This is a genomic window from Ruminiclostridium papyrosolvens DSM 2782 (genome assembly GCF_029318685.1).
GTDB classification, from domain to species: Bacteria; Bacillota; Clostridia; order Acetivibrionales; family DSM-1351; genus Ruminiclostridium; species Ruminiclostridium papyrosolvens.
Window position 1 is genome coordinate 180,897 of the sequence record NZ_CP119677.1, and the last position, 18,117, is coordinate 199,013.

At 38.4% G+C, this 18,117-nt stretch carries 18 protein-coding genes; 16 read left to right on the top strand and 2 right to left on the bottom strand.

Annotated elements, in window-relative coordinates; all coding sequences use genetic code 11:
- Positions 1-292: 292 nt before the first annotated feature.
- Together P0092_RS00835 and P0092_RS00840 are read left to right on the top strand one after the other, a co-directional pair.
- A complete protein-coding gene (locus P0092_RS00835) occupies positions 293-880 on the top strand; it encodes a nucleoside recognition domain-containing protein (protein WP_004619200.1) in 588 nt (195 codons plus the stop codon).
- A gap of 16 nt (positions 881-896) precedes the next feature.
- Complete coding sequence (locus P0092_RS00840) at positions 897-1,427, top strand: spore maturation protein (protein WP_004619202.1); 531 nt, start codon at positions 897-899, stop codon at positions 1,425-1,427.
- On the opposite strand, the gene P0092_RS00845 is transcribed toward P0092_RS00840, so the two are convergent.
- A complete protein-coding gene (locus P0092_RS00845; protein WP_004619204.1) occupies positions 1,424-2,482 on the bottom strand; it encodes a DUF2600 family protein in 1,059 nt (352 codons plus the stop codon). The two genes, P0092_RS00840 and P0092_RS00845, sit on opposite strands and share 4 nt — an antisense overlap.
- Positions 2,483-2,717: 235 nt before the next feature.
- Between P0092_RS00845 and P0092_RS00850 the strand changes: the two genes are divergently transcribed.
- The 14 genes from P0092_RS00850 to P0092_RS00915 all read left to right on the top strand — a co-directional run bounded on the left by P0092_RS00850 (position 2,718) and on the right by P0092_RS00915 (position 17,114).
- A complete protein-coding gene (locus P0092_RS00850; RefSeq protein WP_004619206.1) occupies positions 2,718-3,485 on the top strand; it encodes a TatD family hydrolase in 768 nt (255 codons plus the stop codon).
- 52 nt (positions 3,486-3,537) lie between these two features.
- A complete protein-coding gene (locus tag P0092_RS00855; RefSeq protein ID WP_004619208.1) occupies positions 3,538-4,233 on the top strand; it encodes a hypothetical protein in 696 nt (231 codons plus the stop codon).
- A gap of 239 nt (positions 4,234-4,472) precedes the next feature.
- A complete protein-coding gene (locus tag P0092_RS00860) occupies positions 4,473-5,543 on the top strand; it encodes a 3D domain-containing protein (protein ID WP_004619210.1) in 1,071 nt (356 codons plus the stop codon).
- Positions 5,544-5,739: 196 nt separating this feature from the next.
- The gene (gene rsmA / locus P0092_RS00865) at positions 5,740-6,597 is read left to right on the top strand and encodes a 16S rRNA (adenine(1518)-N(6)/adenine(1519)-N(6))-dimethyltransferase RsmA (RefSeq protein WP_004619212.1); all 858 of its coding nucleotides are present in this window, start codon (positions 5,740-5,742) and stop codon (positions 6,595-6,597) included.
- Positions 6,598-6,704: 107 nt separating this feature from the next.
- The gene (locus P0092_RS00870) at positions 6,705-8,009 is read left to right on the top strand and encodes a hypothetical protein (protein ID WP_004619214.1); all 1,305 of its coding nucleotides are present in this window, start codon (positions 6,705-6,707) and stop codon (positions 8,007-8,009) included.
- A 75-nt stretch (positions 8,010-8,084) separates the two neighbouring features.
- A complete protein-coding gene (locus P0092_RS00875; protein WP_004619216.1) occupies positions 8,085-8,483 on the top strand; it encodes a bacteriohemerythrin in 399 nt (132 codons plus the stop codon).
- A 134-nt stretch (positions 8,484-8,617) separates the two neighbouring features.
- On the top strand, positions 8,618-9,055 hold the full coding sequence (gene zapA, locus P0092_RS00880) for a cell division protein ZapA (RefSeq protein WP_004619218.1): 438 nt from the start codon (positions 8,618-8,620) through the stop codon (positions 9,053-9,055).
- 141 nt (positions 9,056-9,196) lie between these two features.
- Positions 9,197-10,072 (top strand): alkaline phosphatase family protein, encoded by an 876-nt coding sequence (locus P0092_RS00885; protein WP_004619220.1) that lies wholly within the window; start codon positions 9,197-9,199, stop codon positions 10,070-10,072.
- A gap of 41 nt (positions 10,073-10,113) precedes the next feature.
- Complete coding sequence (locus P0092_RS00890; RefSeq protein WP_004619222.1) at positions 10,114-12,612, top strand: U32 family peptidase; 2,499 nt, start codon at positions 10,114-10,116, stop codon at positions 12,610-12,612.
- 56 nt (positions 12,613-12,668) lie between these two features.
- Positions 12,669-13,172, top strand: a complete 504-nt coding sequence (dut, locus tag P0092_RS00895) for a dUTP diphosphatase (protein ID WP_004619224.1) — start codon at positions 12,669-12,671, stop codon at positions 13,170-13,172.
- Between the two features lie 83 nt (positions 13,173-13,255).
- Positions 13,256-14,995 (top strand): GTPase HflX, encoded by a 1,740-nt coding sequence (gene hflX, locus P0092_RS00900; RefSeq protein WP_051132007.1) that lies wholly within the window; start codon positions 13,256-13,258, stop codon positions 14,993-14,995.
- 76 nt (positions 14,996-15,071) lie between these two features.
- The gene (locus P0092_RS00905) at positions 15,072-15,485 is read left to right on the top strand and encodes an NUDIX hydrolase (protein WP_004619228.1); all 414 of its coding nucleotides are present in this window, start codon (positions 15,072-15,074) and stop codon (positions 15,483-15,485) included.
- Positions 15,486-15,624: 139 nt separating this feature from the next.
- On the top strand, positions 15,625-16,275 hold the full coding sequence (locus tag P0092_RS00910) for a YigZ family protein (protein ID WP_004619231.1): 651 nt from the start codon (positions 15,625-15,627) through the stop codon (positions 16,273-16,275).
- A 92-nt stretch (positions 16,276-16,367) separates the two neighbouring features.
- Positions 16,368-17,114: a YebC/PmpR family DNA-binding transcriptional regulator gene (locus P0092_RS00915; RefSeq protein ID WP_004619232.1), complete on the top strand. Its 747-nt coding sequence runs from the start codon at positions 16,368-16,370 to the stop codon at positions 17,112-17,114.
- A 59-nt stretch (positions 17,115-17,173) separates the two neighbouring features.
- Here the strand turns inward: P0092_RS00915 and P0092_RS00920 are convergent, their stop codons facing one another.
- Positions 17,174-18,070: a DUF4846 domain-containing protein gene (locus P0092_RS00920; RefSeq protein ID WP_004619235.1), complete on the bottom strand. Its 897-nt coding sequence runs from the start codon at positions 18,068-18,070 to the stop codon at positions 17,174-17,176.
- Positions 18,071-18,117: the final 47 nt, after the last annotated feature.

Consider the following 18,117-nt stretch of genomic DNA (forward strand, 5'->3'; position numbering starts at 1 on the left):
CAACTCATAAATTTTCAAGAATTTTGCTATTTTTGTTATTTAAATACCTAAAAACCCAGTTATTTCAAGGGTTTGGATTAAAAATATTAAAATACTATAAATGTTACGAAATTGTTAAGAATTTAATTTGTTTTAATTTTTACAGAGATTCAAAAATAATACTGGAAAATTATTTAGCTGTTTAGGAGTTATTCGACAAAAAAAACTATAATTCTGTTTCATAAAAGAATGTGTCCAGGCATATATAACTAGGAGTAAGGTTTCCATTTTGCGGCTGGGAAAAGAGGTATTTATGATTAATTATATCTGGATTGGGCTATTAATTCTAGGGTTTGCATTTGGTATAGTAAATGGCAGGCTTGATGATGTAACAAAGGCTGCAATGGATTCTGCCCAGACTGCCGTTACTGTTTGCATAGGCTTACTGGGGGTTATGTGCCTTTGGACAGGGTTAATGAAGGTAGCCGAAAAAAGCGGACTTATCAGAATAATAGGACGTGCAGTAAGGCCGGTTTTAATATTTCTTTTTCCTGAAATACCAAAGGATCATCCGGCTTTAGGTGCTATAGTAATGAACCTGGTTGCAAACTTTCTTGGCTTGGGAAATGCCGCTACACCATTAGGGCTAAAGGCTATGAAGGAATTGCAGAGCCTAAATAAGGATAAGAAAACAGCCACTAATGCCATGTGTATGTTTTTGGTTTTAAATACGGCAGCAATTCAACTGGTGCCCGCAAATATAATTGCTCTTAGAACCTCTGCGGGCTCGAAAAAACCTGCAGAGATAATCATATGCATATGGATTGCATCTGTTTGTGCAACTATTATGGGTATTATAGCGGCAAAGATGCTGTCAGCAGTGTGGAAAAAAGACAATTAGAGAAAAGTGGTGGAATATGGGTATAATTAGGCACTTGTCCGACTACGCTGTTCCTGCAATATTTGTCGTAATACTTGGGGTGGCAGTATTAAAAAAAGTCAAAGCGTATGATGTGTTTGTAGAAGGTGCAATGGACGGAATAGATACAATAATAAAAATAATTCCTTCACTGGTGGGACTTCTCGTTGCAGTGGGAGTTTTCAAGGCGTCCGGCGCCATGGACAGCCTAATACTTTTGCTGAGACCCGTAACAGATTTACTGGGAATGCCTCCGCAGGTTGCTCCATTGGCATTGCTGCGACCCATATCAGGAAGTGCGTCCTTTGCTTTTGTAACCGAGATTATAAAATCCTTTGGGCCGGATTCGTATGCCGGAAGGGTTGCAGCTACAATGATGGGTTCAACAGAAACAATTTTTTATACATTGGCGGTTTATTATGGCTCTGTAGGAATAAAAAATATCAGATATACCCTTATAGCTGCTATAATGGCTGATATTATAAGTGTTATCGCATCCGTGTGGGCCTGTCAGTTTATATTCGGTTAGAACTTACTCAGAGCTCTGAGTATTTTAGCAGCCAGAGAGTATAGCCACATACCTTTTCCCCCTGATTTATACAATCCTTTGCTGGTAATTCTGTTCATGCCTTCGCTTGCTTTGGGGTCAGAAATAAACAGGCTCAAAAGGATTTTAAGCACTGACTTAATATTGCCTCTGTACCCGGTTCTGACAGACAGAGCTTTTGATGTAAAGAATTCGATTCTATCCTCGTATTCCTTGAGATTTCCATAATAAAAAACATAGTTCAAGCTGCCGGAAGAAAGGTCGTCATTGTATTTAAGATAACATTCCAAAATCTTATGTATACAGCTAACCCACGGGAAGAAAGCGGAATTAATATCTTCGGCCTCCTCCTCGCTCAAATCGGGGTTCGTTGCAAGGGACAGCAAAAGCAGTATATCAAGTCCCGAATCTATACACATACAGAATTCCCAGTTAGTAAGGTCGGGATACTTTTGTCCGTGGGCAGTACTCCACCTTATGAGGTTTACTTCCTTTTCATTATCGTCAGAGGAGTACTTTGTTACCTGTAGGTCAATGTACAAGGCTAGATATGCAGATATGGAGTCTCTGACAATATCATATGAAGGCAGAAGCTGAATTTTTTGACGGCATCTTTCAACAAGAATACTAAGATAGCCATTATCATCCTTTGAAGGGAAAAAGGTAAAATATTTCTCAAAGGATTCATTACGTATATTTGCAGCATCTTTTAATGAAGAAAAGGCTACTCTGATAAATGCTTCTGTTACAACAGACGAATTTTCACAGATTTTATTCAGGTAGCGAATAATAGCCGTGAAGGAAAAAATAACTTCAGAAGCAAGCTTAACATTAACACCGGGCCAAAAAGTGCATACAGATGAAACGGCCATATCAAAGTCGCTTTGTTTCAAGGCTTCCACAGCATTTTTCTTAATATTGTATTTTACTATACGCCCTGTATATCTGTAATATTCTTCGGTCTTTTTCTTAACGATGGGATTTATTTTTTTAACGTATCTGTTTATAAATCGAATAGAGCCTATGATGTTTTTCATAATTTATCCCCTAAATAAAGTATTCCAGACTAGATTTTCTCCATATGACTTATTGTTTAAACAGTTGTATTCTAATCATGGTGCTTGAAAAATTTTAAACAAATATGTATAGTAGTATCAGTAGCAATACACAATTTTCGGCTAAAAATGATAAGCACCGGGTAAATTATACCATGTTTGCGGGAATAGATTCAAATTGACAGCAATCTCAATAAAAGTAGAGCAGGTGATAGTTTTGATATTTGATACACATGCACATTATGATGATGATAAATTTGATGAGGACAGAGACAGTCTTCTAAAGGAGCTTCACAGTAACGGAATAGAGTATATCCTAAATGCTTCTGCCGATATTAACTCTCTTGATGCTTCTATTGAGCTTTCCGGCAAATATGATTTTGTATACGCTGCTTTGGGCATACATCCCCATTATGCGGAAGAGATTACTGAGGATATACTTGAAAAGATAAAAATTTTAGCCCAAAACAGCAAAGTTGTTGCAATCGGTGAAATTGGACTGGACTACTATTACGATAATTCACCAAGGGATATCCAAAGGTATTGGTTCGAGAGACAGATTGAACTGGCAAAGGAGCTTCAACTGCCTATAATAATTCATGACAGAGATGCACACGAAGATACTGTAAACATTATAAAAAAAACAGATGCAAAGCAGGTCGGGGGCATATTCCATTGTTTTTCCGGAAGCAGAGAAATGGCGCTGGATATGCTAAAACACAATTTGTATATTGCAGTTGGCGGAGCGGTAACCTTTAAGAATTCCAGAAAAATAAAAGAGGTTGTCGAAGCGGTTCCACTGGACAAGCTTGTGGTTGAAACAGACTGCCCGTACCTTACACCGGAACCTTACAGAGGAAAACGCAATAATTCAGGGTATTTGGTTCATATATTAGAAAAAATTGCTGAAATTAAAGGTGTAAGCATGAATGAAGTGGCTGAGGCTACACTCATCAATGCAAAAAAAGTTTTCAAAATAATATAGAATGATAGAATAAAAGCCCTTAATGTTAATTTAATATTTAAGGAGAAAAATTATGAAGAGATTTATTATTATTATTGTATTTCTGTTTCTCATAGCTTTACTTATATCATTTAATTATCTGCTTTGGGATAGGGAGAAGCAGCTTGAAAGCTTTCAGGATTTGAGAGATGCTAAAAACTTTACGATAGATACTCTGGGAGAAAAAAACAATACACTTGATAAAAAGAACAGGGAATTGACAGAAAAAGTTGAGTCCATGAATTCTGTTGCTTCTGACCTCAGGGAGGAATTTAATCGTGTTTCCCTTGAAAACACAGATTTAAAAGCTCAAATAAGCACTTACACCGATTTGGTTATTCAATTCAAAAAAAATATGAATACTGAACCTGTAAGTGAGCTTGTGAAAAATTGGTATGAGGCAATTAACACCAAGAACTATAAATTAGCAAGTTCCTTGATAAGTAAAAACTCTCAGGATGAGGTTTTAAAAAATTCTGCTAATTTCAGCAAAACTTATCAGGAGGAAATAAAGTCTATTCACTCTAAATCACTACAGATTTTTACGGGCCTTACAGATGAGGAGCATCTGAAAATACTTCAGTTCAAGGTAATGGCAGAGGTGGAAAAGCCTGAATCGCCTCAAGCTGAAAAGCTTTATAAAAGCGGTGAAAATGAAAAGTATATAACGGTAGAATTTAATACACAGTCTAAAGAATGGCTTATACTGGAGGTATCAGATAAGCCCTAGTCCTGTAATTATTTCCTTTTTTAGAACCCCTTAAATAAGCGGGCTTCAGCAATAAGGTTGTTAAAAGGGAACATAAATTATCTTATTGAATAGTATACTAACATCCAGTTAATAATTTATAACAAGGGATGAATTGTTTAAATCTATTTCCAAAAACAGGTAATAAATTTGACAAAAAAATGGGTATGGCATAAAATATTCACAGTCCCTTTGAGTATTTCTAACAGGAGGTTGGATTTATGATACCGATTGCGAAGAATATTAAAAGGTATTTTTCTAAACTAAAATTCAGAACATTGGATGTTGCAATAATATGTATTGTCGTTGTTATATCCGTTACAGCGGGGTTCGCAGTATTTAACGGACTCAATAGGCACGTTGTAATCAACGATAATGGGCATACCATTGCAATCAAGACAATGAAAGTAACAGTGAAAGAGGTACTGGAGCAGACAGGCATCAAAGTTGACAAAGCTGACTACGTTAGTATGCCGTTTGACGCGAAGCTCACAAAGGTTCATGAGAATGTTATAAATATAAAAAGAGCAGTACCTGTTACAATCAAGGTTGATGGAAAAGAGTTGGGCGTAAAAACATATAAGGATACGGTAAGTGATGTTTTAAAAGATAATAATATAAGTGTAAATTCCAGTGACAGATTTGTAGGGTCTCAAATAGGAGACAAAATCGTATCAAATATGAATATCTCAATTGTCCGTGTAGAGGAGAAAACTATCACGGAGACTTCGCCTATTCCATTTAAAACCATTACAAAAGATAGCAACAGATTAGATAAGGGAGTGCGAAATACAGTCAGACAAGGAAAAGAAGGCGTCAGAGAAAAACTATACAAGGTAGTTTTTGAAGATGGAAAGCAGACCGCTAAACAACTTGTAAAGGATATTGTATCTAAAAATCCTTTAAATTGTATTGTTGAAGTCGGTACGGTTTTAAACTACGAGACATCCAGAGGTGAGACATTTAGATTTTCAAAGGTGATGGATATGAGGGCAACCTCATACACAGCTTCTTTTGCGGACACAGGTAAAAGGCCCGGAGAACCGGGGTTTGGTATGACAGCTACAGGAGCGAGAGTAAGAAAGGGTATAATAGCAGTTGACCCCAGAGTAATACCCTTGGGAACAAGAGTATATATAGAAGTTCCCGGGAAGGCAGCCGATTATGGATATGCGGTTGCGGCAGATACAGGAGGAGCAATAAAAGGCAACAAAATTGATGTATATCTGGAATCAGACGGACAAGTTGATTCCTGGGGTGTAAGAAAAGTAAAAGTTTATATACTGAAATAGGGTATTTACTTAGAAGGTATGTAAACAAAATAAAAAAAGTATTAAAGGGACTGTTAGAGCTAATCCAAGTTTATTGGATTAGCTCTTTTTCTTTGAATATTGTAATAATTTCTCATTGAAAAGTCGAATATATTATTTGATGCTATTGTGTTATAATATTTGACAATGTGTTAATTTAAAAGGTTAAGGAGTACCTATGATTAAAAACAATACGTCTGAGATAATAAAAAAGCACGGGTTAAAGCTTACAAAGGCCTTGGGCCAGAACTTTCTCACCGACTTTGGTGTAGTGCAAAGGATAGTTGACGCATCCGATATAGATAAAGATACTCTTGCAATAGAAATAGGGCCGGGTGTGGGAAGTATGACCCGGGAATTGGCGGAAAGGTCTGCCGGAGTTGCTGCAATAGAGATAGACAAAAGGCTCATTCCTGCCTTGAACGATAATTTAAGTGACTATTCAAACGTTAGTATAATCAACGAAGATATAATGAAAGCGGATATTGATGCAATTATAAAGAAGTACAAGGAATTATATAATGCAAAAAGCGTAAAGGTTGTTGCAAACCTTCCATATTACATTACTACGCCAATAATTATGCGTTTTCTGGAAGAAGTAAAAGGTGTTGACAAGATGGTTTTCATGGTGCAGAAGGAGGTTGCCGAAAGAATGGTTTCAGGCCCCGGTACCAAGGACTACGGAGCGCTTTCGGTAGCAGTACAGTTTTATTCAAACCCCAAAATAGTATTTGATGTTCCTCCACATTGTTTTATTCCTCAACCGGAGGTACATTCAACGATAATAGGGTTAGATATATTAAGCGAGCCTCCTGTGGAAGTCGCTGACAAAAACCTTTACTTCAAAATTGTAAAAGCCTCCTTCGGGCAAAGAAGGAAGACCCTTGTAAATGCACTGTCAAATTCAGGATTTTTTAATAAAAACAAAGAGCAGATTAAACAGATAATTGCCGAAATGGGGTTAAATGAAAATATCAGAGGAGAAGTTTTAACGGTTGCACAATTTGCACAGCTTACAAATCTGATTATAAAATAATAAAGTGCGCACTGATAAGGCTATCAAAAAAGATAGTCTTATTTTTTTATTTATATCATATATTTTTACTGTTAGGAGTAATCTGCTTAAAAAAGGAGAAATCTGCAATGGGAAATGCATATGAAAGACAGTTTCATATATTTAAGATAATGGATAATAATTGGGAAAACCCCGGCGGATTTATTAAAGTTGAAATAAACGGTGATAATACACGTTTTCAGCTCTCTCTGAATAATTTATCCGATAAAAGAGATTCCGACTTCGATTTATATGGTATACATAAAGATGATGATGTGCTGACATTTACTGATATATGCAGGATACAGCCAATTAACGGAAGAATAGATATTAAAACAAATTTCCCCACTCATGAGATAGGCTCAAATAAGTTAAATGTACAGGATATAAATATCTACGCAGTAATATGCCGTAGTTCTGACAATAAAGAATCAGGGACGGTTAAGTGTCCTCTTGTGGTATATACAAAAGGAGAACGGGTGTGGAAGGAGGAATTTGAAAGGTTACAAGAACAGCCTCATGAGACAATTCCCATTAAAACACCTGAAACACGGGTTGAGGATACAGTTCAGCAAATATCGGAAGAAGAACCTGAAACGGAGATTGATCTGACAGAACAAGAGGCTGCAATGGGTGAGACAGAGGTAATCAATATTCAGCCATGGAGTGTTATTGAGGAAGAGAACCGTGAAAACATCACTGAAACAGATGAACCGGAAAGTACGGAGCAGGAACGGGAGGAGGAACTTTCTGTAACTGACCTGTCAAGTAAGTTTCAGGGGAGTTTGTCAAGCGTATATCAAAGTTCTTATGAAGAAGACAGTGAGTCAGAGGAAGCGGAGGAGTCAGTAGAGTCAGTGGAGTCAGAAGAATCAGAAGAACCTCAGAATGTATGGGATAGGATTCAGGAAGATTTTAATGATATTTCATCTATTAAAATAGAGGAAGAAGAGGAAGGGGAACAGCAGAGAGAGGACAGGGAACGATCCTTTAATATGCAGCTTTTGAAACAGGAGCTTGATAATAGCTTTGAGGAATATAACCCTTTCAGAACAAGGAACAGGAGCTTTAGATGGTGGAAGATTAACAGTCCGGGCTTTCTTAACAACATTCTTTTCAGAAACAATATTAAGACGTATCTTTTGTTTAACCCCAAGGTTATGCTTGCACATTATAAGTACAGGTATATTATTCTTGGAATTAAAAATAGCAGACAGTCGGGCAGAGAAAAGCTCATATGCGGTATACCCGGCGTTTATAATATAGATGATAATCCTTTTAGCAGTGTAGGCAGCTGGGTACAAATGGAGGGCTTCAGGCCCAAATACGGAGCCTTTGGATACTGGGTTGTATTACTTGACCCAAGAACAGGAAAAATATCAAAAATGAATTAACAACAGGTGTTTTAAACCAATTAAGCAGGGTATATAATAGACATATTAATTTTTGATGAAATTGGAGGCAGGAAAATGGCTATAAAATGGAGAGACAGCCTTGCTATTGGAATAACTGAAATAGATGATCAGCACAAAAAACTTTTTGAAGCTATTGATAAACTATTCACAGCATGTATACAGGGAAAAGGAAAAGAGGAAGTAACCAATACCATTAAGTTTCTTGAGGATTATACAATAGTTCATTTTACTGATGAGCAGGAGATGCACAAAAAGTACAACTATCCTGAGAGAGATGCCCACAGAAAGATACATGATAACTTTCTTAAAAGCTTTGAAAAACTAAAGGAACAGTTTGAAAATGAGGGAGCTAGTCCGCTTTTTATTTCGACAATAAACAAGCAGGTAGTAGATTGGCTTATACAACATATTGGTAAGGCTGATAAGGCTTTTGCAGCGTTCGTAAAAGGTTAAACAAAAGTAATTATGGAAGTATAATACATATATTCAACAATGTTTCAGCTTCCCGTAAGAATTTATTTGCCGAATTATGGTGCTATATAGTATAATTGAGGGTGTGGTTAGCAATTTGAAGGAGCTGATATGCCTTGACTGCAAAAAATAAGGTTGTTATACGTATAGCCGGCAAGGATTATACTCTGGTTGGAAGTGAGCCTGACGAATACATACAAAGGGTTGGCCTCTATATTGACAAGAAGATGAACGAGATAATGCTAAGAAACAGCAGCTTTAGCACGTCTTTGGCTGCGGTGCTTACGGCAATCAACGTAGGAGACGATTATTTCAAGTCCAGAGGCAGAGAAATTTCCCTTGAAAAAGAGAAAGATGAACTCGTCAGCGAAATGGAAAAACTTAAGAGTGAAGTTGAACAACTGAGAGAGCAAAATCAAGAGTTGACCGTCAAAAACACATCTTTGCAGCTTGAATTGGCAAAGAGAGAAGCTGAACTTGGAGAGGTCAGAAACTCCATAAGCAGGGATAACCGGGTAGTCGCTCAGAAAAGCCTTGCAGAATATGACATGTAAAAATAATTTGACTAATTGCAGGCCGGAGGAAGTATTAATTTCTCTGGCTTTTTTAACGTTTAAATTCTATTTGGCAGGAAGGGTAATGTGTAACAAAGAATTATATAATATATATGAAAATAATTCTTTAAGGAGAAAGATATGAAAGTAATTTTTATATTTTTAGACGGTGTGGGAATAGGTGAAAAAGATAGGAAGGCAAATCCAGTGTATGCTACACAAAAGCAGGTGCTTGCCCGACTTATAGATAATGCCAGATTTCAGGCTGATGCTTCAATGGGTGTGGAAGGTCTTCCTCAAAGCGCTACCGGGCAGACCGCCATATTTACAGGAGTAAATGCACCTAAGGTACTCAACAGACATTTAAGCGGACAACCCACCATTTCTCTTAAAAAGGTTATATATAAATCAAATATATTCAGCGAACTTGTAAAAATGGGTTATGAAGTTACCAGTTCAAACGTTTACCGGGATGAATATCTGGAAAACATGCTAAACGTAAAAGACAGGAAGCACAGGCCTTCAGTAACCTCTGTCATGAGCATGGCAGCCGGTATTGAATTTCGGACAGTGGATGAATTTATAAATGAAAACGGAGTATATCATGATATTACTGGAGAGACACTAAAGGAGTCAGGCTACGAGGTTGATACCGTCACACCCAAGAGGGCAGCACAAAACCTGTACAGACTTAGCAGAAATTATGATTTTATTTTATATGAGCATTTTTTGACAGACATACAAGGCCATAAAGCAGATTTTGATGAAGCGGTAGATTTAATAGACAGGCTGGACAACTTTTTTGAGGAGCTAATGAAACAGATGAACTTTGAAGAGGATGTTTTAATTATGACCAGCGACCATGGTAATATTGAGGACGTGAGTATTCATACTCATACCATGAACAAGGTACCTGTGGTAGTATTGGGCAAAAAAGCGGAAAATATAAAGACAGAAGTTCATTCACTGACAGATATTATGCCCTTTGTCCTTGAAGTGTTTTCAAAAAACGGATAGTGAAACGCAGTAACTTATATGGATAATTTGGAGGTAGCAGTTTGGCTAAAAAAATAGAACTATTGGCACCGGCAGGGACATATGATGCCTTCTTGGCTGCAATAGAAAATGGGGCAGATGCAGTTTACCTTGGAGGTAAATTGCTTAATGCCAGACAGTTTGCAGGAAATTTTGATGAGGAACAGTTGGAAAAGGCATTGGACTACGCTCACACCAGAGATGCCAGTATTTTTTTAACTATGAATACTCTGGTTTTGGATTCGGAAATGCAGGAGGCTGTAGAATATGCCGCAAAGGCATACGAAATGGGGGTAGATGCCTTTATAGTACAGGATATGGGCCTTGCTGCAAACTTGAAAAAACTGATACCCGAAATTACACTACATGCCAGTACACAAATGACAATATACAGCATGGAAGGTATAAAAGCTCTTGAAGCACTGGGGTTTGACAGAATAGTACTTGCAAGAGAGCTGAATCTGGAAGAAATAAAAAGAATTTGCGGACAAACCTCTCTTGAAATTGAAGCTTTTGTTCACGGTGCTTTGTGTATATGTGTTTCAGGACAATGCTATATGAGCAGTATGATAGGAGGAAGAAGCGGTAACAGGGGGAAATGCGCCCAACCCTGCAGAATGCCGTATTCCATAAAGAAGGATGGCAGTGACTTAGGCAGCGGATATCTTATCAGCCCAAAAGACATCTGCTATATAGACCATTTATATGAACTTGTTGACGGAGGAGTAACTTCACTAAAGATAGAGGGACGAATGAAAAGTCCTGAATATGTGGCTTCTGTAGTTGGTACCTACAGGAAATATCTTGACTTGGTTTATGAGACAAAAGATATTACCGACAGCAAAATAGGTAGACATAAAGCATCTCAGGAAGATAGACACAAGCTGCTCCAAAGCTTTAATAGGGGTGGGTTTTCTAAAGGTTACCTTTTGGGCAAAACAGGGCCGGAAATGATGGCATACGAAAAACCAAAAAACTGGGGAACACCTTTAGGAAGTGTGGTTTTACAGGACAAAAGCGCAAATTCCGTTCTATTAACGCTTGAAAATACTCTTGGGATGGGTGACGGCATTGAAATATGGTCAGGCAGTAAGTTTCAGGAAAGTCCGGGAGGTATAATAACAAAAATAGTAAAGGACAAGAGATTGGTCAGGAAGGCCCAAAAGGGTGATACTGTTTGGGTATCAGTTATAAAGGGAAATGTTCAGAAAGGAAGCAGGGTCTACAAAACTTCCGACAAGGAAATGTTGGAGCAGGCTGCTGCAACCTATTCAAAAGGTAACAGAAAATCCATCATAAGAGCAAACTTTACCATGAAATACGGACAAGTGCCTGTATTAAACTTACAGGATGCTTATGGAAACAGTGTTTCGGCATCGGGTGAGCAATTCCCTCAAAAGGCTGTAAACAAGCCCTTGACAAAGGAACGTATCCTTGAGCAATTGAAAAAAATGGGGTCAACGCCTTTTGATATAGCTGATATTAACCTTGACATTGATGAGGATGCCGTTATTCCTATAAGTGAGCTTAACAATATAAGAAGAAGTGCAGCTGAACAACTGGAGCAAAAAAGAATATTATCCTTTAAAAAGGAAGCAGCTAACTTTGATAAAAGAACATTTAATTTAAATTCATATTTCCCGGGAAATGTTAAAAAGATAAATAGAGATAAAAAAATATCTGCAATCTTTTATGATTACCCTTATGGAATGGACTTTAAAGACTTGGACGTTGACAGAGTATATCTGCCCTTTACGGAAATAATGGGAAATGAGGGACTAAAAAGTATTCACCAGACGGAGAAGGAAGTATATGCGTATATACCTGCTGTTATAAGGGGCAATTACACGGACATACTCAAAAAAAACCTGCAAAAGGTTTCTGAATTCGTTGACGGATTTTTGGCAGGGAGCCCTGCTGCTTATGAAATAATACGGGAAAAGTTGGGTAATAAGGTGCCGGTAATCGGTGACTTTACAATAAATATAATAAACAGTTATTCTTTGAATAAGTTAAAAGAGCTGGGATTCACCGGAGGGACAATCTCCTGTGAACTTAATATGCCTCAGATAACCCAAATGAAATATCCGGAGAATTTTGATACTGAACTTGTGGTATATGGTAAAGTCCCTGTTATGACCAGTGAGTATTGCCCTGTAGGTGGAAGCGTGGGCAAATGTGAACCCCGTAAGTGCGGTAATCTGTGTAAAAACGGTGTTTATAAGCTTAGTGACAGAAAGGGTGCGGAATTCCTCGTTAAAAGCGACTGTATTGACTGCCGTAGTACAATATTCAATTCAAATGTACTTTTTGCACCCGAGCTTTCAGAGCAGATAAGCAAAACGGGGATTGAGCATATAAGGCTTAGTTTTGTTGATGAAACTGAAAAGGACATACGCGACATATGCTCCTTATATGGAAGTTTGCTTGGACATGATAAAATAACACCGTATATGGAAAAACTGATTGAGAGGATTAAAGCTTCAGGCTTCACAAGAGGGCATTTCCAAAAGGGAGTATGAGTATTTTAAAATGGTTTACATAAAGCGAATTAGATTATGGCTGGGGAGGAAATAGAATGTCTGTTGAGATATTTATAGAATTGTGCAGAGAAGATGCAGTTTTACCCAAATACGCCAATCCGGGGGATGCGGGAATGGATGTTTATGCAGCGGAGAGTGCCGTAATTGCACCCGGGGAGACGGTTGTCGTACCTACAGGATTAAAACTGGCAATACCGGAGGGCTACGAAATTCAGGTCAGACCCCGGAGCGGAATATCCTTTAAAACACCTTTGAGAGTCCCAAATTCACCGGGGACCATTGACAGCGGATATAGAGATGAGTTTGGTATAATTATTTCCAACAGTTCGGATATGGAGGTTCCCGACAACAGTGAGTCCCCCTTTACGTTGGATGAAAAAGAAAATCGTAAGGGAACATATATTATAAGAAAAGGCGATAGAATTGCCCAGATAGTTTTACAGGTTGTACCCAAAATGGAATTTACAATTGTTGATTCTGTCAGGGAAATAGGCAGTAACAGAGGCGGAGGCTTCGGCTCAACAGGAATTACAAAGTAAGCTTTTATATTTAATATAAGGAGGCTGATTTTATTAAAGTTAATGGTAATATACAATCAATTAAGGACAGAATTCTTCATGAGTTGGAGGATTTATATGATAAAAAGTACGGTTCAAGAGACTTGGTTCCGGAGGAACTTGCCGTCACTATTTCCAGAATATCAGCGGAAATAAATCGGGAAATATCTGTTCTCATCAGCAGAAGGGGAGTAATAGCAGACATAAGCATTGGAGACAGCGGAACTGTTACTTTGCCACAGGTAGACGCAAGACGGGGAACGACAAGACTGTCCGCAATAAGATGTATTCATACCCATCCCAGCGGAGGAGGAATGTTGTCTCAGGTAGACGTAAGCACTCTTCAGAAGCTGAGACTGGATACTATGGTAGCCATAGGGGTTGCAGACGGACAGCCTTCTGAGATTTATACAGGGTGTCTTAACCATGAGGAGGGCGTAGATATTTATGGGCCATTTAGCGTTGGGGATACCCGTCTTGGCTACATCTACAGAATAATAGAGGAACTGGACGCTACTGCAAAGAGCGAAATATATGAAAATGAAGAAGAAGCGGAGACTGCAATACTGGTAGGCTTGGAAACTTCCCAGAGCAGACTGGAAAACATAACCTCAAAGGATGCCCAGGAGTCTCTGGAGGAGCTTGAGGAACTGGCAAAAACAGCGGGGGCGGTAGTTGTAGACAAGGTATTGCAGAAAAAGCAAACTGAGGACTCTGCCTATTACATCGGAAAAGGCAAAATAGAAGAGCTTTCTTTGATGTGTCAGGCCAGTGATGTTCAACTGCTGATATTTGATGATGAGCTTTCAGGGGCTCAGATAAGAAATATAGAGGAAATGGTAAAGGTAAGAGTAATTGACAGAACAACCCTTATACTTGATATATTTGCCCAAAGAGCTGTTTCAAGAGAAGGTAAGCTTCAGGTAGAACTTGCACAGCTTAAATACAAACTTCCGCGACTAATGGGTATGGGAACTCAGCTTTCAAGGCTTGGAGGAGGTATAGGAACCCGAGGCCCCGGTGAAAAAAAGCTGGAGGTGGACAGAAGGCATATACGCCGGAGAATTACAGGTTTGGAGCAGGAATTGAAGCAGCTTGAGAAGAGAAGAGAGTTTTTGCGCAGCAACAGAACCAGCAATAATACTCCCGTAATAGCAATTGTAGGTTATACAAATGCCGGGAAATCAACGTTATTGAACAGGATGTGCGGTTCTGAGGTGCTTGTTGAAGACAAGCTTTTTGCAACCCTTGACCCATCTGCCAGACAGCTTACAATGAGCGACGGAAGAGAAGCAATACTCGTTGATACGGTTGGGTTTATCAGAAAGCTTCCCCACGACTTGATTGAGGCCTTTAAATCAACACTGGAAGAGGCAGTTCACGCAGATATGCTCTTGCACGTGGTAGATGCTTCAAACGAGAACGTTTCAATGCAAATATCTGTTGTAGAAAAGCTCCTTGAAGAATTGGGGGCTTCAACTAAAAACACCATTCTGGTACTTAACAAGCAGGACTTGATAAAAGACGGCAGGAGAATCAGTACTGTGGGCTATTCGTCAGTTTGTGAAATATCAGCTTCTACCGGATTTGGCATAGAGCAGCTCTTGGAAAAGATAACAGAAGGTTTTATGCATCAACTCAAGGAAGTAAACCTTCTGGTGCCGTATAATGACGGATGGGTAATGCCGTATATATACAAAAACGGGCAGCTGCTTGAACAGGAATATGAGGAAAGCGGGGTAAAGGTAAAAGCTCTGGTGAAGATAGAGAAAGTTGGCAAGCTAAAGGATTTTATTGTTGTATAAAATCACCAGTTAAGGTATTATAATATTAACAGACAACTAAATAAAAACTAAATTCTATCAGGAAGGGGTTTTGATTATGCTTGTTAGGAACTGTGCAGGTGGAGTGGTCTTTTCTGGAGAGAAAGTGTTTCTTTTAAAAAATGAAAAGGATGAATGGGTACTTCCAAAGGGGATTATTAGAAGCGGAGATTATCCCGATGAGGTAGCCATAAAGAGAGTAAAGGAAGAAACGGGAATTGATGCCGAAATTATTTTAGCAGCAGGCAATACCAACTATGAATTTTTCTCTGTAACACGTCAACGTCCGGTTTGTAACAAGATTACCTGGTATGTAATGAAATCCCTTAATGATAATTTTCAAGTTAATAAAGAAGATAATTTCAGTGAAGGCGAATATTTTTCCATTGAAGAGGCTTTGGAGAAGATTACTTACAGTCAGGACAGAGCACTTATAAATTTGTCTTTTGCGAAATATAAAGAGCTGGCTTAACAGTAAGGTTAGAGTAATATAATACAGTAAGTATCAGCACTCCCGATTTTTGGGGGTGCTGTTTTTGGATATAGCCTGGGAATTTATTAAGAATAAGTTTACATAAAATGTTATGCCACTAGCTACTTGGGAGGTTAATTTGTTAGCTGAATACAAAACGATACTAAATACCGCTGAAGCGGAGTTTGAAGAAAAAAAGTCCAGATTTATTGCCAATGTCCGCCCTGTAACCTGTGAAGAAGAAGCACTGGAGTTTATCGAAGCAATGAGGTCAAAGTACTGGAACGCATCTCATAACGTATATGCCTACAGCATAAACAACGGTACCTTGATACAGAGATACAGTGACGACGGAGAGCCTTCGGGAACAGCCGGTGTGCCTACTCTGGAAGTAATAAAACGTATGGGCTTACAGGACGCTGTGGTGGTAGTAACCCGCTATTTCGGAGGAACACTGCTGGGCGCCTCCGGCCTTATAAGAGCTTACAGCAAGAGTGCCTCCATGGGACTTGAAGCAGCGGAAATAGTTACCCGTAAGCTGTGTTATAACCTGAATATTATTATAGAATACACAATTTTCGGACGTCTTCAGAACATGCTTATTTCAAATAATAATATAATAAAAGAAATCAGATATGAGCAGGATGTGGAGCTTTGTGTTCTTATAGAGGTTGGAAATGAGGAAAAACTTATGAAGGATATTGTAGAGGTTTCCAATGGAAGGGCTATCCAAGACCTTGCTGAAAAAACTTACATTACATTAGGCAGTGATGGAAGGTTGATTATTTAACAAATAACTATTATAATTTATAATGGATTTTAATTGTAAAATAAAGCTTTAGCTTTTAAAAGAATATAAATAGGATTTATTAGGAGGTAAACATGTCAGGCCATTCAAAATGGGCGAATATTAAACGCCAAAAAGGTGCAGCAGATGCTGTCAGAGCTAAGATTTTTACTAAGCTGGGAAGAGAAATCCAGATAGCTGTAAGAATTGGGGGCGCTGACCCAAATGCAAATTCAAAATTAAAGGATATTATCGCTAAGTGTAAAGCAAATAATATGCCTAATGATAATATTCAAAGAAGCATTAAGAAGGCATCGGGTGAAGCCGATGGTTCCAACTATGAAGAAATAACCTACGAAGGCTACGGCCCGGGCGGAGTTGCCGTTATATGCGAATGTACAACAGATAACAGAAACAGAACAGCCGGAGACCTGAGACATTATTTTGATAAATTCGGCGGAAACCTTGGACAAAGTGGCTGCGTTTCCTTCATGTTTAACAAAAAAGGCGTTATAGTTATTGAAAAGGATGACAAGGTAAACGAAGAAGCCTTGATGATGGAAGCTTTGGATGCCGGAGCAGAGGACTTTGATTCAGATGACAACTGCTACGAAATAGTAACTGACCCTGCTGACTTTTCAGCTGTTCGTGAGGCGCTTGAAGCAAAGGGCTACGAATTTATTGAAGCAGAGGTTTCAATGATACCAACGACTACTACAAAGCTTACAGAACCTGAACAGATTAAATTTATGGATAAGTTGATAGATGCCTTGGAAGACCTTGATGATGTGTCAAACGTTTACCATAGCTGGGAACAGGATGAAGAGGACGAGGAAGAATAAGATAATTATATTGCCAATTTTTAATCAGGTGTTTATAAGCCTGATTAGAATTGGCAATTTTAGTTTTCAAACCTCATGAGTTGGTTTTGGTTAAAATTCCATTCAGGGGTTTTTAACGAACTGCCAAAATTTGTTGAGTACCAAGGACTTAGAGCTTCATTTTCAGGGTTTTTAAGAATATGTATGCTCTGAGCCGGCATGTAGCTCTGTGCTGTCAAAAATATCTTTTCTCCTGTTTTTTTATTTTCTGCCATGTCGAGTACGATAACAGCATGGCCGGGAGTAGCACCTTTTAGAAACACATCTCCTATTTGCATGTTTTCTACAGGTTCTTTTTTCATTTCCTGTGAAAGAGACAGGGTTCCTGCGTATGCAAAGACCACATCCAGATACTTTCTGAAACTGCTGTATTCTTTTGAATAATTTGCATTTTTCACCCAATAGGTGTTATTACCCTTAACTACAATTCTGTTTCCGTTCATCCATTTCCAGTAATCAGCATTAAAGCCGTTTGTAAGATTAAAGTGTATCCTTTTGTATAGACCCTGACTGTACAAATATTCAGCTCGCAATCTCATAACGGCATCAGCACATTGCTGTAAATCTCTATTGCCCACATCAATATCAAGAACTGCAACATGTACATCCTTTTCCGTTACCTCACCATTGTAAAGTTGTATTTTTGTACCATCCGGCTTCACGGGTAAAGCTCTAAGGTATTGACCAAAGGAGTTGTTTTCTGCAGCTATTCTTTCAAAGCCTTCAGGAACTCTGATTCTTTCTTGCACCGTTTTGCCGTTGGGGTTAATAATAATCTTGGGTTTTTCCTGTGCAGGAGAAGGGGTGACGGAGGCTTGCGTTGGTTCTTGGACAGTGCTTTTTGTGGTTTGAGCAGGATTTGAATTAGAACATGCCGTAAGCAAGAGCAGCAGTATGATAATTAATAGTTTTTTCATTAGTTATCCTCCTATATTTATTGTACCAAATTTCCAAATTGTTGAAA